Source organism: Mycoplasma sp. 4404, from assembly GCF_034863325.1.
In the GTDB taxonomy this organism is placed as follows: domain Bacteria; phylum Bacillota_I; class Bacilli_A; order Mycoplasmatales; family Metamycoplasmataceae; genus Mycoplasmopsis.
On sequence record NZ_JAYFFE010000001.1, the window covers coordinates 466,865 to 489,205 of the forward strand.

At 26.2% G+C, this 22,341-nt stretch carries 24 protein-coding genes and 1 tRNA gene; 5 read left to right on the forward strand and 20 right to left on the reverse strand.

Annotated features, from left to right (window positions below; genetic code table 4):
* Positions 1–58: 58 nt before the first annotated feature.
* From VBN07_RS01620 to dcm_N, 8 genes are all read right to left on the reverse strand, one after another.
* Entirely contained in the window at positions 59–1,315 is a 1,257-nt protein-coding gene (locus tag VBN07_RS01620; RefSeq protein ID WP_323177579.1) for a hypothetical protein, read from the reverse strand.
* 4 nt (positions 1,316–1,319) lie between these two features.
* Positions 1,320–1,787, reverse strand: a complete 468-nt coding sequence (locus tag VBN07_RS01625) for a hypothetical protein (RefSeq protein ID WP_323177580.1) — start codon at positions 1,785–1,787, stop codon at positions 1,320–1,322.
* A gap of 106 nt (positions 1,788–1,893) precedes the next feature.
* Entirely contained in the window at positions 1,894–3,036 is a 1,143-nt protein-coding gene (gene thiI, locus VBN07_RS01630; protein ID WP_323177581.1) for a tRNA uracil 4-sulfurtransferase ThiI, read from the reverse strand.
* Positions 3,026–4,615, reverse strand: a complete 1,590-nt coding sequence (locus VBN07_RS01635; RefSeq protein ID WP_323177582.1) for a hypothetical protein — start codon at positions 4,613–4,615, stop codon at positions 3,026–3,028. Before VBN07_RS01635 ends, thiI begins: the two co-directional genes overlap by 11 nt.
* A gap of 148 nt (positions 4,616–4,763) precedes the next feature.
* Positions 4,764–5,852 carry a M42 family peptidase gene (locus VBN07_RS01640; RefSeq protein WP_323177583.1) on the reverse strand — a complete coding sequence of 363 codons (1,089 nt, stop codon included), beginning with the start codon at positions 5,850–5,852 and terminating at the stop codon, positions 4,764–4,766.
* A 66-nt stretch (positions 5,853–5,918) separates the two neighbouring features.
* Positions 5,919–7,163, reverse strand: coding sequence for an MAG4270 family putative restriction endonuclease (locus tag VBN07_RS01645; RefSeq protein ID WP_323177584.1), 1,245 nt, complete (start codon positions 7,161–7,163; stop codon positions 5,919–5,921).
* Between the two features lie 5 nt (positions 7,164–7,168).
* Positions 7,169–8,014, reverse strand: a complete 846-nt coding sequence (gene dcm, locus VBN07_RS01650) for a DNA (cytosine-5-)-methyltransferase (protein ID WP_323177600.1) — start codon at positions 8,012–8,014, stop codon at positions 7,169–7,171.
* Positions 7,939–8,361 carry a DNA (cytosine-5-)-methyltransferase N-terminal subunit gene (gene dcm_N, locus VBN07_RS01655; RefSeq protein WP_323177585.1) on the reverse strand — a complete coding sequence of 141 codons (423 nt, stop codon included), beginning with the start codon at positions 8,359–8,361 and terminating at the stop codon, positions 7,939–7,941. Before dcm_N ends, dcm begins: the two co-directional genes overlap by 76 nt.
* 107 nt (positions 8,362–8,468) lie before the next feature.
* On the opposite strand from dcm_N, the gene VBN07_RS01660 reads away from it, so the two are divergent.
* The 4 genes from VBN07_RS01660 to recU all read left to right on the forward strand — a co-directional run bounded on the left by VBN07_RS01660 (position 8,469) and on the right by recU (position 11,018).
* A tRNA-Ser gene (locus VBN07_RS01660) sits at positions 8,469–8,559 on the forward strand.
* A gap of 86 nt (positions 8,560–8,645) precedes the next feature.
* A complete protein-coding gene (locus tag VBN07_RS01665; protein WP_323177586.1) occupies positions 8,646–9,155 on the forward strand; it encodes an MAG0490 family ComEA-like DNA-binding protein in 510 nt (169 codons plus the stop codon).
* Between the two features lie 242 nt (positions 9,156–9,397).
* Positions 9,398–10,534, forward strand: a complete 1,137-nt coding sequence (locus tag VBN07_RS01670) for a ComEC/Rec2 family competence protein (protein WP_323177587.1) — start codon at positions 9,398–9,400, stop codon at positions 10,532–10,534.
* The gene (gene recU / locus VBN07_RS01675) at positions 10,524–11,018 is read left to right on the forward strand and encodes a Holliday junction resolvase RecU (protein WP_323177588.1); all 495 of its coding nucleotides are present in this window, start codon (positions 10,524–10,526) and stop codon (positions 11,016–11,018) included. Before VBN07_RS01670 ends, recU begins: the two co-directional genes overlap by 11 nt.
* Here the strand turns inward: recU and VBN07_RS01680 are convergent.
* The 7 genes from VBN07_RS01680 to VBN07_RS01710 form a co-directional block, all read right to left on the reverse strand.
* Positions 11,015–11,311, reverse strand: a complete 297-nt coding sequence (locus tag VBN07_RS01680; protein ID WP_257089537.1) for an HU family DNA-binding protein — start codon at positions 11,309–11,311, stop codon at positions 11,015–11,017. The genes recU and VBN07_RS01680 overlap by 4 nt on opposite strands.
* 84 nt (positions 11,312–11,395) lie before the next feature.
* Positions 11,396–12,229, reverse strand: coding sequence for a GNAT family N-acetyltransferase (locus VBN07_RS01685; protein ID WP_323177589.1), 834 nt, complete (start codon positions 12,227–12,229; stop codon positions 11,396–11,398).
* 46 nt (positions 12,230–12,275) lie between these two features.
* Positions 12,276–13,205, reverse strand: a complete 930-nt coding sequence (locus VBN07_RS01690; RefSeq protein ID WP_323177590.1) for a YhjD/YihY/BrkB family envelope integrity protein — start codon at positions 13,203–13,205, stop codon at positions 12,276–12,278.
* Between the two features lie 139 nt (positions 13,206–13,344).
* Positions 13,345–14,775, reverse strand: a complete 1,431-nt coding sequence (gene gatB, locus VBN07_RS01695) for an Asp-tRNA(Asn)/Glu-tRNA(Gln) amidotransferase subunit GatB (RefSeq protein WP_323177591.1) — start codon at positions 14,773–14,775, stop codon at positions 13,345–13,347.
* Complete coding sequence (locus VBN07_RS01700; RefSeq protein ID WP_323177592.1) at positions 14,768–16,096, reverse strand: amidase family protein; 1,329 nt, start codon at positions 16,094–16,096, stop codon at positions 14,768–14,770. Before VBN07_RS01700 ends, gatB begins: the two co-directional genes overlap by 8 nt.
* Positions 16,096–16,398, reverse strand: a complete 303-nt coding sequence (locus VBN07_RS01705) for a glutamyl-tRNA amidotransferase (RefSeq protein WP_323177593.1) — start codon at positions 16,396–16,398, stop codon at positions 16,096–16,098. Before VBN07_RS01705 ends, VBN07_RS01700 begins: the two co-directional genes overlap by 1 nt.
* Positions 16,399–16,400: 2 nt before the next feature.
* On the reverse strand, positions 16,401–17,279 hold the full coding sequence (locus tag VBN07_RS01710) for an RluA family pseudouridine synthase (protein WP_323177594.1): 879 nt from the start codon (positions 17,277–17,279) through the stop codon (positions 16,401–16,403).
* 267 nt (positions 17,280–17,546) lie between these two features.
* Between VBN07_RS01710 and VBN07_RS01715 the strand changes: the two genes are divergently transcribed.
* Positions 17,547–17,777 carry a hypothetical protein gene (locus VBN07_RS01715; RefSeq protein ID WP_323177595.1) on the forward strand — a complete coding sequence of 77 codons (231 nt, stop codon included), beginning with the start codon at positions 17,547–17,549 and terminating at the stop codon, positions 17,775–17,777.
* A 194-nt stretch (positions 17,778–17,971) separates the two neighbouring features.
* Here the strand turns inward: VBN07_RS01715 and scpB are convergent, their stop codons facing one another.
* Genes scpB through VBN07_RS01740 form a run of 5 tightly spaced genes read right to left on the reverse strand, consistent with a single transcriptional unit; the run spans position 17,972 to position 22,232 of the window.
* Positions 17,972–18,544, reverse strand: a complete 573-nt coding sequence (gene scpB / locus VBN07_RS01720; protein ID WP_323176486.1) for an SMC-Scp complex subunit ScpB — start codon at positions 18,542–18,544, stop codon at positions 17,972–17,974.
* Positions 18,534–19,304: a segregation/condensation protein A gene (locus VBN07_RS01725; protein WP_323176487.1), complete on the reverse strand. Its 771-nt coding sequence runs from the start codon at positions 19,302–19,304 to the stop codon at positions 18,534–18,536. The genes scpB and VBN07_RS01725 overlap by 11 nt, the downstream gene beginning before the upstream one ends.
* Positions 19,294–20,067 (reverse strand): lysophospholipid acyltransferase family protein, encoded by a 774-nt coding sequence (locus VBN07_RS01730; protein ID WP_323177596.1) that lies wholly within the window; start codon positions 20,065–20,067, stop codon positions 19,294–19,296. The genes VBN07_RS01725 and VBN07_RS01730 overlap by 11 nt, the downstream gene beginning before the upstream one ends.
* Positions 20,054–20,380: a 4'-phosphopantetheinyl transferase superfamily protein gene (locus VBN07_RS01735; protein WP_323176489.1), complete on the reverse strand. Its 327-nt coding sequence runs from the start codon at positions 20,378–20,380 to the stop codon at positions 20,054–20,056. Before VBN07_RS01735 ends, VBN07_RS01730 begins: the two co-directional genes overlap by 14 nt.
* Positions 20,381–20,435: 55 nt before the next feature.
* A complete protein-coding gene (locus tag VBN07_RS01740) occupies positions 20,436–22,232 on the reverse strand; it encodes a hypothetical protein (RefSeq protein ID WP_323177597.1) in 1,797 nt (598 codons plus the stop codon).
* Between the last annotated feature and the right edge of the window lie 109 nt (positions 22,233–22,341).

The window sequence follows — 22,341 nt, forward strand, 5'->3', positions numbered from 1 at the left end:
AGCTAAAATAAAAGAGCAAGCTTTTAACTTTCATAGCTTGCTCATAGTATTAAAAGTTTTAATTTGCAAATGGATTGAGTGAATTCAAAACACAATAAAATATTCTACTTCAGTACAATAATGAGATTAATTGTCCTAAAGTTTCTTCAAAATTGTTTGCAATTTCAATTGTAATTGAGTTAACTTCGTTATTAAAACTTGATAAATAATTAACAAAAGTTTGATAAGTTTCATCTTTAATTTGATTAATTGATAAGTTTTGAAACTTGTCAATTAAGTCATCATTTTCAAGGTTTGAAGACAACTGGTAATCAAAGAATCTTTGTTTAATTAAACCAAAAGTAACAAATTTATTTCCCTTTCCTGAAAGCAATGGCTGAGTATAAGTTGCAATTTGCTGTGGAAAGTTTATTGATGTACTGATTGTTTTAATTTGCTTGGTTGTATTATTGAATTGATTTGCAAATCAAGCGAAATAATTATTTAAAAATGAATCATATGAAACAAAAATATTAGCAAATCCATCTTCTTTGTTTTTAAGAACACTTTCATTGATTAATAAAGCCAATTCAAGCGCTCTGTTGAAATAAACATCAGGATTAAGAATATTTTTTGAAGCTTCAACATAACCATTAATAACTTTTTGAATATTAATCCCCTGAAGTGACATAATCAATAATCCAATTTCACTTACTACACTATATTCTGGATGGACATCATTTGAAACAAATAAAATATTGTTGCTTGCAAATTTAAATTTGCTTAAGTTTGAAAAATTAGTTTTGCTACCTATATAAAACATATGATTTTTGATCATAAATTCATTTGAATGTTGCTCAAAAATATTTGTAATGTATGAAATTCATTCATTTTCATAATCACTATTTCCGGTTTCATTTAAAAACATAAAACCAACATTATCGCCAATTCCATTTTTAAAAGTTTGAATTAATTGTTCAATTTTATTAATTGGAATTGATGGATTAATAAAGATTAATTCAATTTTCTTATCCTTATTAATATCGATTTGTCCAAAAATAAATTCCACTGCAGCTTTAATTGAAAGTTCAATTGTTTTAGAAGTTCAAATAATTAACTTAGAAATATTTGTTGAATATAAATTGTTGCAAAATTGAATTATTTTATCTACACCATTGAGCCCAAAGTTTAATGCAATATCATCGAAACCTAAATATGATGAACCATCAAAATTTAAAGATTTAATTTTATCAATTACTTCTGAGGCTTGCTTTTGTTGAATTTGCAACTCGTGTTGAGATTGAAAATAATTTTTCTTAATTGAAATTACTTGCATTTAACTACTTATTCTTGTGATTATTATTTTTATTATCGTATTTCTTATTTTCAACAAAATAACTATTTGTGTAATTAATTAAATTTCTGAATCCATTTTTTGTCGCTTTTAGTTCATTGTAATATTTTTCTCTTTTGTAAAAGTCTTTCCCTTGATGGTTTGGATGATTTTTCTTAAATGAACCTAAACCTTGTTTTTTATTGTTATCAAAATTTAAAACAATAAAGTTGATAATGTCGCCAATTGAAAATAAATCTGACATTTGATGATGTGTAAAATCTGTAATATCTTTTCTGTAAATCAAAAATGAATTACCATATTTGTCGTGAAGTTTTATAAACTTTGAACCTGATGTAATTATTTTTGCTGAAGCAACGTCACCAGTTTTGTAGCCTAAAAATGATTGTGGATTTTCTTTTCTTGAAACTTTTGAATTTTGCTTATTAATATTTTTGTTAAGTAGTGTATTCATAATTATTTATTATTATAAATAATTTATTTTTTTATGTATGAAACTAAAAGCTCTATGGCATAGAAATAAAAAGTTTTAAGTTGCATAAAAAAATAAGCTATACAGCTTAAATTTCTTTTTTGATTTTAACTAATTCAATTTTTGAATTTAGCAATTCTTGCTCTAGTTCTTTGATATTTTCAAGTTCATTTTCAAGTCTTAAAGCTTCCTGAATTGTAGGTTTTGTAACTGGTTCTTTAGGCGCAAATAGTTCACAAGTTTCATTAGCTTTAATAATTGAAATATTTTCTGTACCGATTTTTCTAGCAATATCAATAATATCATTTTTATCGTATGTTAATAATGGACGTAAAATTTGCATTCTTGTTGCTTCTCCAATTGTCGATAATGATTCAATTGTTTGAGATGCAACTTGACCTAAATTATCACCATTTGAAATTGCTTGTTGATTATATTTTTGTGCTATTTGTTCAGCTATACGGTAAAAACTTCTTCTCATTAAAGTGATTTTGTATGATTCTTTTGAAACAAATGAAATGTAGTTCATTAAGTGTGAGTAATCTGCAATCAATAAGTTTGATGTTACTTGATATTTATTTAAAACTTTAACCAGATTTGTAATTTTTTCTACAGTTCTAATATCTGTTTGAGGAGGTGTGATAAAGGTTAAAAAGTCAACTTTGAGTCCTCTTTTCATCATTTGTCAAGCAGCCACTGGAGAATCAAAACCACCAGAAATAAGGTGAAGAACTTTACCTGACACTCCTACAGGTAAACCTCCTAAACCTTTAGTGTAATCAGAGAAAATGTAAGTTTTTCCGTTTCTAACTTCAACATAAAAAGTTTGATCAGGATTATGTACATCGACTTTAAGATTTGTGTTTTTTAAGACTACACCACCTAGGTAATTGTTAATTTGGTCTGATGCGAATTCAAACTTTTTATAATTTCTTCTAGCAGCAATTTTAAAAGTTTTTGAATCAGGTCTGATTGATGATAAAACTGCATTTGCGAAAACTTCCATATCATTTTCAACTACCATAACCGGTGAGTATGAACTGATTCCGAATACATAATTTAAGTTATTCATATTTTCTTCTGAATAAGGTAAATACATTCTGTCAAATTCAACTTCTGGAGCTACACCAACAATGTGTTTAATATTAATTGCAAGTTGATTAATAAACTGTTTTCTGTTTTTCTTTTTCAGCACTAACTCGCCGTAACGAATCAAAATTTTACTGTACATATTTCTCCTTTATTAAAAACTTTTTAAGTGCTAAATAAGCATTTTTATAATTATTTTCTTCTTTAATTACATTCTCAATACTTTTGCTAATATCAATGTAATTAGCAAAAGTTTCTTGATTATTTATAAATGAGTCATTTCTTTGAAGTTCTAATCTTATATTGTTATAAATTTCTTTGTATTTTGCGTTGAGCGAAATCACTTTAATTAAAGTAGCTAATTTACTAATGAATTCATCTCAAATCGTCTTAATTTTATTTCAGGACTTTTGTTTTTTGAAATTTCTTTCATATAAATAAATTAATTCAGATCTTAATTTATTTATTTTTGGATCATTTGGGATTTCAGGATGATAAATGCAAGATAAATAGGTATCAATAGCTTCATCAATTTGAATTTGAAAATTATCATTTAGTTCTTTTAATTCTTTAGATTTTGATTCAATAACTACATTAGTTTTTTCATAATTTTCATATTTAACAACTAAATCTTGAACTAATGTTTGGATGTTTTTTAATGATTTATTTTCAAAAGATTGTTTGATTTTGTCAAATGCGTTCTTTACTGCTTCATAATTTTTTTGTTGAATACTATTTGGTGCAAGTATGTTTTTGTGAGTTTTATTCAATTTAGAATATAAATCACGAATAATTGGAATTGTTTGATCAATGAAATCTTTAATAGCAAACATTGAATTAACAAGGTTGACTAATTTGTAAAAAGTTCTATAAATTGACTTAATATTTACATCTAAAGTTTCAGCAGTATTTTTACCTTTAATAGCTGATTGAAGTGCTGTTGTTTTATCTTTTAACTCTATTAATTTACCTTTAATTTGCTCGTTATTTTTATCTTTTATAGCTTGCTCGAGCACTTTTGGTAGAGATTCAAAAAGTGAATACTCAATATTTTTTGATGCAAAAATGATTTTTGTATAGTTTTCCAATTCTTCTTTTCTCTTTGTTATGTTTTCAAGAGCTTTTAAGAAATCAGCTTTAACTTTAAGATCATCAATTAATGTGATTTGAATTGATAATTCAGCTAATTTTTTTTGAAGATTTTCATATTGATTAGGTATTGCTTTCTCATAACTTTTAAGCTTGCCATTTAAAAAGTCCCTAATCTCCAGAATTGTTGAAGTGATTTCATCAATGTTGTTTCAGTTCTTTGAATAGTCATCTGAAATTTTGTTAAATTCTATTTGTTTTTTAGAAACTTCTTTTTGTTGTTGTTTAATTGCTTTATATTTTTTGTAAGATTTAACTTTTTGTTTTTCAGCTAGCAATTCATCAAGTTCAGAAAGTTTAACTGAAATTTCTTGATTTATAGTTTCGATACTTTGTTTCACTTCAATCAATGAATTAAGCATATTCTCAAGCTCGTGATTAAAATAAGTCGTTGTTTTAACTTTTGAATATAAAGATTGATTTTGATGATTTTGTTTAGTTATCGCATCTTTTGAGCGTATACTAAATTTTTGTAATGATTGTTTAAATAAGTTCACAGAAAGCAAGTAGACTAAGAGTAAAAGAACAATAATTGAAACAATTATTATAAGTATGAACAATACTTTTGCCATAATCTCGTACCTCCTGAATCTATTATTAAATTTTCTATATTATATTACTTTTAGCTCTAAATGATAGCCTTATCAAGCTGTCTAAAAACTAATTTAAAGCAAAAAAGCAGATAGATTTTCTATCTACTTTTAATTTCAAAATTCAATACTATTTGTAAGCTAATTTTTCTTCATACATTTCTTTATCAAATGCTTTGATAAATTCGGTCATTAAATCAATTGTAGCTTGAATATCAACAAGTGAAGCTAATCCAATTGGACTGTGTAAGTATCTTTGTGGAATTGAAATTGTCATAACTGCAGCGCCACCAGGAGCAAATTGTAATTCAGCTGCATCAGTGCCTCCACCCTCGGCAACATATTTGTAAGCTGGAATTTCTTTTGTAGCAGCAATATTTGTTAATACATTAATTAATTTTGGATCTGGCAATGTTCCACCATCTTTAACTAAAAGACTTACTCCTTTACCTAAAACTGGTGTTCCAGGTTTTGCACCTGTTGTATCGTGTGCAGCGCCTGTGTCAACAGCAAAAGCTACATCTGGATTAATGATTGAAACTGATGTTTTAGCACCTCTTGTTCCGACTTCTTCTTGAACTGTTCCTACTAAGTAAACATCACATCCTAATTCTAAATCAGCAATATTATTTGCGATAAATTCTAAAGCAGTCACACCTGCTCTATTGTCCATTGCTTTTCCACCAATAATGTTATTTGCAAAATGAATTGTTTCTCCAGATAAGAAAATTTTGTCCCCAATTTGAATGTGTGCTTCTTCAACTTCTTTTTTAGATTTGAAACCTAAATCAACAAATAAGTCCGATTCTTTAAGTGCAACTGCGATTTTGTCTCTATCCATAATATGGATACTTGTGTGTCCGAATACACCATAAAATCTTTCATTTGTTTTTGATGAAACTACAACTGCTTTTGTTCCGATAACTACAGATGGTCAAACACCACCAATTGTTGTAACTAATATGTTTCCGTTTTCAGCAATTGATTTAACCATATAACCAACTTCATCCATGTGAGCAGCTAACATAACTTTAGGTGCATTAGCAACTTTAGATTTTTTGAAGAAAACAATTGAACCAAATGCATCACGTGAAATTTCAAAACCTGGTTTAATGTTTTTTCTTAATTCATCTGCAACTGGTTCTTCAAATCTAGAAATAGCTTCAATTGACATATATTTTTCTAATCTAGAAGCTAATTTTTCATATTTTTTTTCCATACAAACTCCTTATATTTATAGATGTTATAAATTTTATACATTTTTAGCTTTTATTTCACACATAAGCTAATCTTTTTTATGAATATAAGTACTTGCTATTTCATCAAAATACATTTGTAAATATTTCTTCATTTCAGGTGTTAAATTTCTAATTTGATTAAATGATTTACTTAACTTTTCTTGACTATCATTTGAAATTTTATCCTTGTAAATAAAGCACAACTTTCCACTTGTGTCTCAATAAATAAGATTCTGTTTATCATAAATTTCGTGAATATCAGGTGATAAATTTAATAAATTATTTGCATCAGAAATCATCATTAATGCATCTCTTTTAATTTTATCTCTTAAATCAATGATGTTTTTAGAAAATCATTTTTCTATTTCGTTTCTTATTCTTTCCTTTATTTTGTAAACAGGATAAATATGAGCTCTTTCAATTATTGTATTTTCTTCTAAATTAAACGATTGAATTGATTCAGTAGGAATTTTTTGGACTTTTGATCTAGTTCTTGAAATTTGATTTTCTATTTCATTTTGAATTTTAAATAATGTTTCTAGTGGTTTTTTGACTCTTTTTATTTTATTTCTAAATTCTTTTCTAGTTTCATCATCATTAAGACCTTTTGTTTTATTTTCGTATTCAATTGTATGAATTAAATCTTGAATAGGTAAAAATGAATTATTACCACTATTTTTGAAGTAACTAATAAAATCATTTTCTTTTTTCAAAGTGCTAAGTAGATTGTTGAAATCATCTTCATTTGCTATAAAGTTCTTAAAACTATTGTAATATCAATTGTCTTTAATAATATCCAAATACATAAGTGGATTATTTTTTAGATTTTCATAACTAGACTTTACTTCGGAACTGTTTGGTTTTTCATAACTACCTGTTGGATTATTACCTTTTAATACACCAATTAAGTTATTAAAAGTTCCTTTATAATCAAAATTAACATAATAATTCAGAGCAGCTAATTCCTGATTATTTAAAAATAAGATATTTTTATCATTTTTGTTTTCTCTAGGTTCTTGTTTTAAACTGCTACCGATAAGTGAAAATAATTTTTCCCTACATTTAAATGTGGTGGTTTTATCCTTAAATCATCTTGTAGTAGTTTTTAAATCTAAGGATGTACCTGCAAGAAATTTTATATATCAATAAATTAATAGTCCATTTGAATCAAAAAAGCAATAGATTTTTGCATTAAAATGATTTTTGCTGTTTTCTTTAGAAAATACGTTTAAAATGCTATAAATTTTAATTTGTTTTTTTAAATTTACAAATTCACTAGATTCAAAATTCATAATAATTAAAAATATTTTTTAATAACTTCAGTAAATATATCTTCTAAAACTTCAACAGATATGCTGTTTCCGGCTGTAAAAATCATTTTATTTTCATGAACTAAACCGGTTTGGCGAACCTTTAATGCATCAACTTTATCGAACCCCATATATAGATATGCTTCTTCTGAATTTATTAAAACTAATTTTTCTTCTTCTAATAAGAATTTCAGTCTTGCATTTGCACCAGAAGCTGTTAATGTAGGGCCTTTGTGATCTGTTTTATAAATGTAAGATTCACTATTGAAATTAGTGTATCCTAATAATCTAGACTTATTGATTTTGTTTTTAGTTAATGTAAATGGTGTCTTTTTGTATAAAGTTAATAATTTTGTCAGATCAATATGAACAGCATTTTCATCAATGATTTGATTGAGCATTAAGTTTTTTTCATTCTTTTGAATGAATTCAAAATCTTCGCCATCTAAAATAGAAACCATAAAAACTCTTTCTCTATTTTGAGCCGAACCTGAATCAACTGCATTTAAAACTTTTCAATAACTTTTATAACCCAATGTTTCCAATGCATCTATTCATTTGAGAAAATCGTTTTTGAATTTAGATGAAACCAATGCTTTAACGTTTTCTAATAATAAGACCTTAGGTAATCTATCTAAATTATTTTTAAGAATTCTTTCAATTTCATACAATAACCCTGATCTTGTGTTTTCGTTAATTCCTCTTTGTTTACCTTGTTGTGATAAATCTTGACAAGGAAATGAATAAGTAAAAATATCTATGCTTTTAGGTAAAGTGTTATAAGCAGTAATGTCTGTACCGCTCTCTCTCTCTCTCTCTCTCTGAAGCCATATCTTTCACTCATATAGTGATTATCAACATATGAATAAAGATAAGAGAATAAATTTCTTAATTTATTTTCTGGTATTCTCATAAAGTATTTTTTATTAACTGGTTTTTTGGAGTCGGCAGAAAAAAGATACTTGTTTAATTTATCAAGCATTTCTTCTTTAGTCAACTTATTTTCTGGTTCTAATATACCGTAGTGAATGCTTAAATATGATACAATGGCATCAATATAAAAATCACATGTTCCTAGTGATTTAACTGAAAAATTCAATTTCTTAGATATATTTTTTAATGCTTTGTATTGCGAACCTATTCCTGCAAACATTTCGAATAATGTAATTTCTTTTTTCATGATTTTTTTATTTTAACGGAATTAGAGAAGCATAATTAATAAGTTGAAATATTTTTTTAATTGAATTAAGAAAATCTATTTTTTATATTATAATATTTTTAATTATTGGGGTAGTACTCAAGAGGCTGAAGAGGCGGTCCTGCTAAGACTGTAGTGGTGGCAACACCAGCGGAGGTTCGAATCCTCTCTGCCCCGCCAATTGTTAACAAACCACTCTTTGAGTGTTTTTTTATGCACTTTTTTACTACTTTGTACATTTTTGAAGAAATTTACTAAATATATGTATGAAAAAGATTAGTTGATTCAATATATTATTAGTAATTATTTGTTTAAGTTCAGGTGTTTTCATAAGTGTTGTTAAATTTACAGAAATGAAACAAACAAAGAAAATAGATGACGAACTAAATAAGCAAAATAAAATTTACAAATATACAGTAGCTGGTAATGTATTATTTCCTGCTACATTTGAATCAGACAAGCCTTTAACATACAGAGATGTTTTTAATAAAGTAAAGCTTAAAACAAGTTCAGATATAAGTAATTACAACCTAGATGATTTAGCAACTACATCTAGTGTCATTAATGTTGGTTTAAGAAAATACAAAATAAAATGGGAAGAAATCAAAGATGTTGAGACTTTAAAATGATTAGGTCTAAACTCAAGAGTTGCAAAGTTAATTTATAAACATCGCGAAAAGAATGAAAGTTTACACTCATGACGAGAATTGCTAGATATAAAAGGAATTTCTACTCGTACTATAGAATACTTGCAAACGGTTATAGAATTAACTTAAGATGGTTTAATTTCTTTTTAATTTTATCTGTATTTTGTTTATTGCTAGTCACTTCAGATTTAATTTTATTGGTATATTTAATTCCACTCTTTATTTTTTCCATTATTTTAAAAAGAAATGACTTCGTAATTTTGTTAGCAATATTATTAACATTTTTGATATTTTTTAATCTTAAACATATTATTATAAATGCATGATTCTACAGTAATAAAGGTGTCTCCGAAACTTACACAGTGATTGATATGTCCGATAAAGCTCTTTATGTTGAGGATAAATTTATGAACAAATTCATACTCAACAGGTCTGAATTAAAATCTGCTAAAGACCAAATAACTATCTATTCAAAAATATTTATTTGAGGAACATTGAAGGAACTTAAAGTAAAATCAAATTACTTGCTAGCTAATGAAATTGATTTTTTAATTAAACCTAACAAAGTTATTGTTGTTAATAATTGGTTCAATTTAAGACATATGTTTTATAACCATTTTCTAAACAAAAATAAAGCATATTCTGATTTTATTTTCCCATTAATTTTTGGTATAAACACATCTACAAATAACGAAACATTAACTACCTTAAAAGAAATGGGAGTAGTTCATTTAATGATTGTTAGCGGTCTACATCTGGGTACTATTTACGTATTCGTTAGAATGATATTTTCAAAATTTGATAAATATGGAATCTTACAAATTCTTATACTTACTATTTATTTTCTATTTTGCAAGAAATCAGTGTCAATCATAAGAACTTATTTATTTATACTTGTCATTCATTTTTGAAAAATATTTAAAAAAGATCAAGAATTGAATGTCGGTTGCTCATTATTCGTAATAGCATTTTTATTCTTATCTTTTAGACCATATAGTGTTATGAATTTAGGTTATTGACTATCATATATTTTGACTATCGTTATGTTAAATGTAGATTTGGATAAATTTTGAAAACCTAAAAAATGAAAGCAAAAAGCAACAAACTTCTTTGTAGGTTATTTCGTACCCTGATTCATTTCTATATCCATAATTAGTGCATATATAAGAGAAATTAGTTTAATATCTTATGTTTACTCAATTATTTTGACACCAATATTTCAGTTTTTAATTATTTTCTTTACCTTAACTTTACCAATAACTTTTATAGCGGTTCCATTTGCTGAGTTAGCACAATCTTTCATCCAGCTATTATCAAAAGCAAATGTTACATATAAGTTTTATTATCAATTTTGATACTACATAATTTATCCTTTTATATACATTTACATTTCCAGATTAATGTTCTTAAAAATGAAAAGATTAGAGAAAGTTAGATCATCTGACTTTATAAAACATAGGATAGCTGAACTTGAATTAAGAATGGAGAAATTAGAATATGCAAATTAGTTCAAATAATAAAAATAGAGGGATGTTTTTAGAAAAAATAATCAACAACACCATAGCTTATTTATGACAAGAGAACATTGCATTCATCGAGAAAAAGAGCACTCCTCTTGATATAAAAAATATTCAATCAAAGACCAAAAATAATGTCTTGGGTTCATTTAGAATTAAGAAATCAACAGTGGATTACGTAGGTATGTATAATGGTCAATTTATTTGTTTTGAAGCCAAGAGTACAAATAATAATTCACTCACTAAAAAATTATTTAAGAAACATCAAATCGAATATTTAAACCTTATACATAGCAATAAAGGCATTTCTTTTGCTATTGTGTACTTTTCATTATATGATGAGTTCTATAAAATAACTGTTCCAGAATTATTACAATATTTTAAAAATAAAAGTAGTGTCAAATATGAAGAAATAAAAAGAAATTCTAAAAAGTTATTTTTAGAATTTCCTGGATATTTAACATTTTTAAATTAAGCTTTAAAATCTATTAATTCACGTAAGTATTTTGAAGGTGTATATTTAACAACACGTCTTTGTGGAACCACAATAAAATCAGCATCATTTTCTGATTTTTTGAATTTGTTTACCATTTTTCTTTGTGGTTTAACTGTTGTTGAAAAAATTCCTAAATGTGATAATCTAACTTTATCTTCCATGATTAATTGTTCTTTAAGAACGAAAACCATAGCATCGAAAACTCTTTCAACATCTCTTGGTGTCATTTCAGCACGATCTGCAACTTCTAAAATGTATTCTTTTTTAGTCATTTCAATGTCTCCTTTTAAAAGCTTGTAATAACAATATTATAATACAAAAAAACTTTTTTCCACAATTTTTAGGGATAAAAGTAATTATTTTTGTTTGATTGTAGGTTTAACTTTTGTTAAAGCGATCTTATCATAATCTTTGAAGCCAAGTCCATAATACATAGCACCTGCAATTTTGTTACTGAAAAACAAAACAGGTGTTTTTTCTATGTATAGTATCCTTTCGCAAATGTTCATTACACAATCCTTTGCATATCCTTTCTTTCTTGCTTCAGGAATTGTGAAAACACCTCCGATCATAACTGCATCTTTTGATTGACAGTTAATTGATGCATGTGATAAAACTTTCTCATTTTCATCTTTTAGCACATATCCTCAATATGCACCTTTTTCAAATGATCTTTTTAAGTGTTTAATATCAAGCGTATGTGATGATAGCCCTGCGAATTCAGGAATTAATTTTCTACTTTCAATGATATTTTCAAGATCTGAAATTTTAATCATTGTTGATTTTAAATTAGTTGGTTTCTTAAAATCTTTTTTATTTAAAGTTAAAACATATTGATAAGTAGGGACAATATTATTTCCAATAATTACTGATAATGCATTATTTAATTCGTTATAAAGTTCTTTTTGATAGACAAAGTTCTTGATATTATATTTTTTAACAATATTCTCTAAATCTTCGTATTTACCTCTTAATTTTCTTCCGAAAATTAACAATGTATCATGGAATCTATAAAAAATTAAAACAGGTCTTTCATTTACATAGTCAATGTAACTATCAATATTTTCGCCTTCTAGACCAAATGTTTCGATATCTGCAATTAACATCATATTAAGGTATTTGTCTTGTGCATAAAGGAATTCTAAAATTCTATCCTTATAGTCATTAGTTAGCTTTAACATTTTTCTCATATTTTAATTATACTCTTTTGTAATAAAAATAACCAGTGTATACTGGTTAAATAAATCAATTTCTCTTTGTGATTGTTCTCTCACTGATATAGTTTTTATAGTATGCATTATTGAAAGCAATACCTAAGAACATAAAGTAAACAACTCAGTTTATAAAGAATGCAATCGTAAGGAAGAACCCTACAGGACCACCATATTTGTCATAGTTAATGTGTTGATTGATTGTTTTAAATAATAATACTAATAAAACAATTGGAGTGGTTGATAAGATAGCTCCTTTATAAACAGATTTAATGGTTAACTTAAATGATGGAATAAGTTTGAATAAGCCGACTAACATTACAAACACAAAGACAAATGAAATTAATATATAAACAAACGTATTTAATCAAATCGTTCCGTTATATTTTTCTGTTATTTTTGTTTCAATGATGATGTCAATTGTTGAAAAAACTCAGAATAATATTGATACAAATAAAACTAAGAATAATCCTTTTATTTTATTACCTCAATATGAACCAATTTTATTATGTTTGTAAATGTAGTTATTTGCTGAAATTAACTTTCCATATCCTGTGCTTGATATATATAGTGATGATAAAAATAGGAAAATGTTAGGTAGCAATGCTTGCAAATTGAATGCAGATGTACCTTGATCTTTCATTTGAATGCTTTGTAAGTAGTTTTGCGACCCAGGGATGAATCTTGACATAATAATTGTTATGAAGTTATCTTGGAAATTGCTTCCAACTAGATTGTTATAGCCTGGAATAAAACCGAAAAATATGTTTAACAAGAAAACCACATATATTACAGGGACAAATGATATTAATAAGTAAAATGCAGTAGACAATCAAATAAAGTTATATTCACTACTTGTGAATTTACTATATACATTATCCACAACTTTTAAACGTTTTCTATGATCTGATTCATTTCTAACTCAAATCAGTATGCTTGCGAAAAATCTAATCAAGCATTTCTTGATTATAAACTCATAAATCTTTGAAAAAAATGTAAATCTTTCAGGAAAAATTAAGTTTTGATGAAAGGTTTTTTTAGTTTTTTTAGTTACATTTTTAAGTTTTATTAACTTATTATAATCAGTGTTTGTATTAGTTTTTTTGTTTAATAAACTCATTGATTTTTTCTAAAACAATATCATTTGACAACTGTGGATTAACTTGTCCATTAGTTTCTTTCATTAATGCACCAAGTATAAATTTAATGACTCTTTCAGGTCTAGTTTCATATTCATCTAACATTGAAATATTATTTTTAATAATTGCGTCTATATAACTTGCAATAATATTTTTATCTGTTATTTGTTTTAATTTATGCGCATCTAATAAGTCGTTTATGTCACCTTTATAACTTGGTAATAGTGTTATAAGTTTTTTAAGCGACTTACTTGAAATAATTTCTTGGTTTAATAATTGTAAACTCTGAACTAAATATTCAGGTTTAATATCAAGATCAATAACGTGTTTATTTTGTGCATTTGCTAATGAAACTACTTCTGAGAAGAAAATTTTTGATAAAGCTTCCTTATTATCATAATCAATAGAGTCAAAGTAATTAGCTAATGGTATATCATCAATTAAACTGTTAATGTAAATATCTGCAATATTTGCATCTTTATATCTTTTTACTTTTTGGTTTGGAAGCTCATTTAATTTAACATTATCAATAAATGCTTGAGATAACTTAATGATCGGAATGTTTGGATCTGCAAAATATTTGTAATCAACAGAACCTGTTTTAGTTCTCATAACTACGTTTGTGTTAGTTTGATCATCAAAACGTTTTGTTTGTTGTAATATTTCTTCACCTTTAAGAAGTTTTTCTTTTTGAATTTTAATTTCATTATCAATTGCTTTTTTGATGTTAGAAATTGAGTTCATATTTTTTATTTCAACTTTTGTACCAAATTTATCTACACCATAAGGTTTAAGAGAAATATTAATATCGGCTCTTAATGTTCCTTGTTCTAACTTACCTTCAGAAATATCTAAAAATTGCACAATTTTTCTAATCATGTCAACATATAATGCAGCTTCCTCACCACTTCTAATCACTGGGTAAGTAACAATTTCAATTAAAGGGATTCCAGCTCTATTATAATCCAATTTTGTAACTAAATCGTCGTGGTGTTGTCTTGCAGTATCCTCTTCAAGGTGAATTCTTTCGATACCGATTTGTTTTAATCCATCTGAAGTTTGAATTTCTACATAACCGTTGCTTCCGATTGGTCTAAAAAACTGCGTAATTTGATAACCTTTTGGTAAATCTGGATAAAAGTAGTTTTTTCTATCAAAATGTAATTCATCATCAATTTGCATATTAAGAGCTTTTGCAAGTTTGATTCCATATTCAACTGCTATTTTATTAACTTGAGGCAATGTTCCTGGGTAAGCTAAGTCAATTTGGTGTGCTTTTGTATTAGGTTCTGCATTAAAGTCAATTCCGGCTGGTGAAAACATTTTTGTTTTAGTTTTTAATTCAACGTGAATTTCAATTCCTATAATAGTTTCAAAATTATTCATTTAAATCTCCTATAAGTTCTTCAAAGTATTCTGCATAACCTAATAATTTTTCATCTGAATATAATTTTGTTTCAAGAGCTAAGTTATATGGCATATTTTCATATTCACCTAATGGAATTGTTATTGATGGGTGACCTGATAAATTTGCACCAGTTAAAATAAAGTCCATAACACCATTTTTTGATTTATCTTCAAATAGTGGAGCAATGCCTGCGTAAGCTGGAAAGATCAAAACATCGCCTTGTGTTTTCAAGTCCTCAAAGTATTTAGCAATAACTCTTCTAGCTTTTTGAGCTTTAATAAAAATTTCTTCTTGATTTTCTGAATATAAAAAGTAACTTCCTAAACTTAATCTCTCTTGAACCATTTTTCCAAATTTTTGACTTCTTGTATTAAACATAACTTCTTCTCAAGAGTTTCCATCAACCCTTGAACCAAAAGCTATTCCATTTAAGTTAGCTAAATTTGAACTAGCTTCAGAGAAAGAAATGATTTTATAAACAATAGAAATTGTGTTTAAAATATCAAAATTTGGTTGCACTAATTTGACTTCTATACCTTGCTCTCTTAATTTTTCGAGTAGCTGGTTAAATCTTGCATTCACATAATCTTTTGTTAATGAACTAAAATCAAGAGCAACTACTGATTTTGGTTTTGTTTTAATTGCATTGTTTATTTGAACATCAACTGAAGTCATATCTTTGACATCTTTACCAAAAACAGCTTGTGCAGTAATGATTGCATCATTTACGTTATGGGTAAAGTAAGCAACTGTATCTAATGATGAAGCATAAGCGAACATTCCATATCTACTAATTGCACCATATGATGGTTTAAACCCTACTAAACCATTGAATGAAGCAGGCAATCTAACACTATCTCCAGTATCTGAACCTAAGGCAATGCCTATATTTTTTGTCATTGTCGCAGCTGAACCTGATGAAGAACCACCAACATAACGTTTAGTATCCTTAGGGTTAACTATTGAACCATATGCACTATGAGTTCCTGTACCTCCTAAAGCTAATTCATCATTATTAACCTTAGCAACCGGAATCGCACCATTTTTTAAAAGTCTTTCAACAACAGTAGCATTGTAATAAGGTTTGAAGTTTTCTAAAATCTTACTTGAAGCTCTAGTGATTTTATCTTCTGTGGCAAAAACATCTTTGATAGTTAAAACAACACCATTGAGTAGATTGCTTGAATTTAAAACTTGTTCTGATTTTTCATATAAGCAGCTAACTGCATTATTGTTATCATTTTGAAGTTCATTGTATGCAGCTTCAAAATTACCTTTATTTAAAAATTCTCTACTCATTATTTAACCACCTTTGTAAGTAAAATAAAGTCACTATCTTTTTCTTTTGCATTATTTAAAATGTTTCCTTTTGAAACTGAATAACTCATATCTTCAATGTCCTCACGTAGGAGTTCTAAAATAGGTTGCTCATTAATTCTTTCCATTGGTTTTACATTTAATAAATCAAGTTTGTCAAGAAGTTTAATTCCATCTTGAATATCTTTTCAAATTAACAAAATTTGTTCTTGAACTTCTTTAGTAGGTTCAAACATTAATGATTTAACTATTTGGTTTAATTTTTCAATATCTAATTTTTCCATAATTAACCTTTCTTTCAATTAGGTAAGCAATATAACTCTAAATCATTTAAATAACTTAAATTATTCTTCATGTTTTTATATTTAACATAATATGAATGTAACATTAATCTAGTTTCTTTTTTACCACCATACTTTTTGTCACCGTAAATAGGAAAACCTAAATTTGATAAAGTCACACGAATTTGGTGCTTTCTGCCTGTTTTAATTTGTGCAATTTTTCGATTTTTTTCTGAATAAAATAAAGTTGTAGCTTGCTTAGCGTCTTTTATATTATTTTTTGAAACTTTCATTTTTTTATTTGATTCATCTTTGTAAATTCAATTGTTAACTACAAAAGGTTTATGTTCAAAAAAGTTGTCTAACTTAATATCACTGATGAAAATATATTTTTTAACGATGAATTCACTATTATCATTCAATTGTCTAGCCGCTTCATAAGTTTTAGCATAAGTGATGATCCCACTTGTTTCTTTATCCAAACGACCAACGTGCGTTGGTTTAAAACTATCAGTAGGCACATAGTTTAAATATGATAAAACTTGTTCATCTAACGAATCATCTTCATCGTGAACTGAAATTCCAGTCGCTTTATTTAAAACTAAAATATTTTCATCTTCATATAAAACTTTCAAATTAACTGAAGTTGATTTTTTAACTTCATATTCTTTTTGGAAATCAGATTCACTTAAACCATAAATAGTGATAGCATCATTCTCACTTACAATTTGATTTTTTTGAATTTTTCTTAATCCATTTATTTTAATTTCATTTTTCCTAAATAACTTTTCAACAAATCCTTTACTCAAATTAGGGAAATATTTTTGAATAAGTTTTAAGATTGTTCTTCCTGAATCATTTAATGTTGCTTTTATTTCTATCATTTCTACCTGCTTTATTAATGTAATTATATTTTTTTATTTTATTAAATAAAATAAAAAATGTAATATCAATTTTTAGTCAAAACATATTTTTTACCCTCTAATAAAGTGTTGAACAACATATAAAATGGATATTAAAATTGCTGAAAATATAGTCTGCAAGACTTAAATGAAAGCTATATATTTTATGTAAATTAAATTTAATTTATATAAAAGAGACAAATGAAACTTAGAAAGTTATTAATTTTATCAGGTGTTTTGGCACCTACTATGACTATCACAGGATTTGCTGTATCATGTTCTTCGACAGAACTAGAAGATAAAACCACAGATGAAGAAAGAGCACAATTTATTGTAGTATTCCAATCAGCTTATTCTCAATTACCTGAGAATAGTGTCATAGACACATTACCTTCACGAATGGCAAGCAAAATTAGAGAAATCAAATCAATATGTGAGACTTGATTGAATAAGTTAAAATCTTCTCAAGCAATTTCCTAGAAAAGAAATTGAGGAGTCTTCTAAGAAAATCTATCAAATAAGTTTACCAACCGCTTCAGCTTTAATTGCTTCATAAAAATATTTTAATATGAAACGGACAAAGCATACTCTTTGTTCGTTTTACTCACTTTTATCAGAAAAATAAAAATTACTATCACTAAATTTGTGATAGTAATTTTGCATCTTGAATATAATTATTCTTCTCTTTGACTTCCGAATAAGTCGAAGTCTTGATTTTCATCTTCTACACCTTCTACATAGTTAAATTCAGTCATTTTAGGTAAGTCCCTCATACTTGTTAATTTGAAGTGATCATAGAATTTGTTTGTAACTCCATATAGAACAGGGTTACCTGGTGTAGGAGAAATCCCGACTTCTTCAATAACACCTTTCATTAAAAGTGTATTAACAACTTGATCAGATGCAACACCTCTAATTGATGCAATTTGACCTTTTGTAACTGGTTGTTTGTAAGCGATGATACCAGCGACTTCGATAGCAGCATTTGATAATCTTTGTTTTTTAACAACTGAAACCATTTTTGTAACATAATCTTTGAATGTTTCTCTAGTTGCTAATTTGTAAACATCATTGAAGTTAACTACTTTAAGCGCTCTTTCTAAGTCATTAAACTCTCTTAAGAAATCTTGCATTACTTTTTTAGCTTCAGCTAAAGTAGCTAGTGAGAAAATGTCTTTAACTTGTTCTAAGTTAAGTCCATCATCTCCTTGAATGTATAATAGTGCTTCTAAAATTTTATTTTTCATCGTAAAGTTCTCCTCTAATAATTGAGATTTCTTCAAATTCTTTTTCTTGAATTATTTTTAAATATTGTTCTTTAGCTAAAACTAATACAGCAAGCAATGTAACAACAAAGTGTCCCATACTTGGTTGTGAAAAGACCATTTGGAAAGTTAATTTTTCATGTTTTCTAAGTAACTCTTTAATCATTCCATATTGATCAGATGGTGATAGTTTAAATGTTTCTAATTTTGCTGTTCTAAGTTTTTGAGCATAAACTCTTTCAAACATTTTTCTTAAAACAGCAATTAATTTAACTGGGTTAGAATGACCGTCTAACCTAGTGTCATTGGTATCAACGATAAATTCATCAACATTTGATGGATCTTTGATGAAAATATCTTGTCTATCTAATTCATATGTTTTAAGAGCTTCTTTAATCGATTTAAATTGTTCATATTCAGCTAACTGTCTCAAAATTTGTCTTTTATCTTCTTCAATTTCTTCAGGGATTTCTTGTCCTGGTTCTTGTATTGCCATAGCTGCTTTGATTTTAAGTAATGTAGCAGCCATAACTAAATAATCAGCAGCTAAATCAATATCTTGCTCTTTTAATTGAGAAATAATTTCTAAATATCTATCTGCTATTTCTACTAAGTTAATTTCATTAATACTGATCTTTTTATCTTTAACTAATGCAAGTAATAAATCTAATGGTCCATCAAAATTAAACTTTTCAACTTTAAAGCTATATTCTGAATCGTAATTTGTGTAATTAGTTTTCATCTTTTTCCTTCAATAATTCTGACTCAATTAAGCCTTTAACTCTTTCTGCTAATTTTGATGTTTCTTGATTCATAAATGTAGATGGTTTTAATGCTGGTAAAAATTTAACAGTAACTTGCTGTCTTTGCTTTTTGTGCACACTATCAGAACCTAAAGAGTTTATTATTACAGTAGGAATAATTGCCATATAATCTTTTTGTGCAACTCTAAATGCACCAGCTTTAAACTCACCTAAACCTTCACTTTTCACTCTTGTTCCCTCAGGAAAAATTACACCATATGTTTTTTGAACTTTAACAAATGCACCGAAATCTCCTAATGCATTTAAACTGTTTTTAATACTCTTTCTGTCAATAAAAACAGTGTCTAAAAGTGACAAAGTATCCTTAACTATTTTTTTCTTTTGTAGCTCGCTCTTAGCTAAAAAAGTAGGTATCATAGCTTTAGCACCTTGTTCATATGATTGTTGCTCTGTAGCTTTCATTAAGATTAAAGAGTCAAAGTTTGACTTATGGTTAGCCACTAATAACACAGAACCATTTTGTGGAAGGTTTTCATATCCCTCAATTTTTACATCCACATTGTAAAGGTTTAACATTTTTTTAGAAAGTTTGAGTAAGAAAGCATATCTTTCGATTAATTTACTTGTTTCAGGTGATTTTCTATATTTTCTAGCTTTTCATTTAATTAAAAAGTATCTGAATAATCAAACTGGTGAAAATAAAATCATCTTAAAAATTACATTTACATTATATTTTTTCATTTTTCTCCTTAGAAATAGCAACGGAAATAACTAAATTATCAACATATGTAATAGAAATACAGAAGTTTTTAAATTCTCAAATATTGTTTTTTTTAACTAAATCAATATTACGAAAATCGATGTAGCTATTATCAATTTTGTAAATAGATTCTTTAATAGCTCATGCTCTGGCGAGAAATTTAGCTTTCAAATTTTGATCAGTTATTTGATTATATTCTGCTAATTCTTGCGTTGATAAAACTCTATTTATAAAAGATGTTTTTTTATTAATAAATCTATTAATATTAGTTGCATCCACACCTATTTTGAACATGTTTTATATTATATAAAATTATTTGATAAAAGGAGTATAAAATAGACTTTTTTACCTATGTAATAGGTGTATTAGTATCATCACTGTCTTCTTTGATTAATGCTCATTTCAAGATTTTTGCAAACTGATCATATTTGTTTAAAAAGTTAAAGAATACATCATCTTCTTTCGAATTCTGAAGGTTATATTTAATTTCACTACTGAATTTGTTAGTTTCATTAAATATAATTAATTGTAAAATTTCCGATGTACTAAATTCATCACAAATACAATATGGATTTGAACGAATAAATAAGTTTATTATATATTTTAATATTTTAATTATTGAGATAGCTATTAAATTAGTAAATAGAAATCCATTCATATCTTCAAATGATTTCAGAAACTTTTTATAACTACTTATCAATATATTCATCATTTGACTATTTTCATAGTTATCTACATCATTTTTTAATATATCAATTAAATCTTTCTTTTTAGGTATTTTGAAATTTGTAAAAGCAAAATGTAATCCTAAATTTTTATTATCTCTGCGAATTTTCTCTCATAATTTTGGAGCTTCATAACCATCTTTTACATTGATGATGGTTTTAATTTTTGAATATTTCATTTCTTTTTCATAATATTCATCTGGTTCAATATTATTTAGACTACTTACATCAAAATTATCATCTCTATTTTCTACGAAATTTATCAATTTGTTGAAATAAATTAAATCCTGTTTATCTATATTGACTTTATCTTTAGAACTTTCTATGTATAAGTAATTTAGACGATTTAATGGTTTCTTAGAAATAATATTTACTTTATTACTATCTTTTCTACTAAAAACTCTAGATCAAACTGTATTTATTCTCTTTTTGTAATGGTCATTTAATTTTTCAGTAAATATATTTTTAGAATACATAATATATTTAGCAACTGACTTATTAAGCTCCTTACTTTTACTTGATAAGTTCTCGATATCAAGAGGTCAATCATAAGGAATAACCGAAATACTTTTATCATCTCTTTTATATAACTGAATAGTATCTAAAATTAGTTTATCCTTATCTGCATAAGGAAGATGTTTGAATAAGAAAACATTAATAGGTATACCTACTCAATTTGTATGCGTTATTATAGTGTAATGTTCATCTGATGTTTTTATCATTTGATTTAAATTATTGAAAATAAATTTCTTATTTTTAAAATGCTTTTCTGTAATATTTGTAATATGTAAGTAAATATATTTATTGAATTTGTGAATTCTGTCTCTTTTTGTGAATTTATGAACAAATCTGTTTAAATTTTCCAAAATAATTTCTTTATTTTGATTTACTTTCTCAAATAAAATATCATTAATGAACTCATCATTAGTATTTGTAGGATTATATTTCGAAATTTTTTCATTCAGTAAATCAATATTTGATATTTTATTAGAAATGATATCTGTTATGACTTTGCAAAATAATTTATGATCTATATCTTTTGTTTTGAATAGTAATCTCATTTCTTTAAACAAGATATCAAATAATTCAAAACCTATAAATTTATATGATAACTTGTCATTATCTTTATTTATTAATCCTAATCTTTGTTTCACAAAATATAAAATAAATTTTACATCTTGAAAATAAATGAATTTCTTCAATTCTTTATTTAGTCTTTCAATTTTATTCTCAAATTCAGATGATAATTCTTCATTTGCCAATTTCAATACAAGGGTATTCGATGCATTAATTACATTACCTATTCGCCTTCTGCATAAATAAAGTTTACTTAATTCTTTATCTTTCTTTAACTTAAGATGTCATTGTTGACGTCTTTTTGTGTTACTTTTAGAAATATTTGTTCTTTTTATTTTTGCCATATATTAAAATTATAATATTTTTTAATAAAATAAAAAAACACCATTAAAGGTGCTAAATATTCTTTGAAAACTGAATAGTTATTTTAATAATTCATTAAAATGTCTGAAT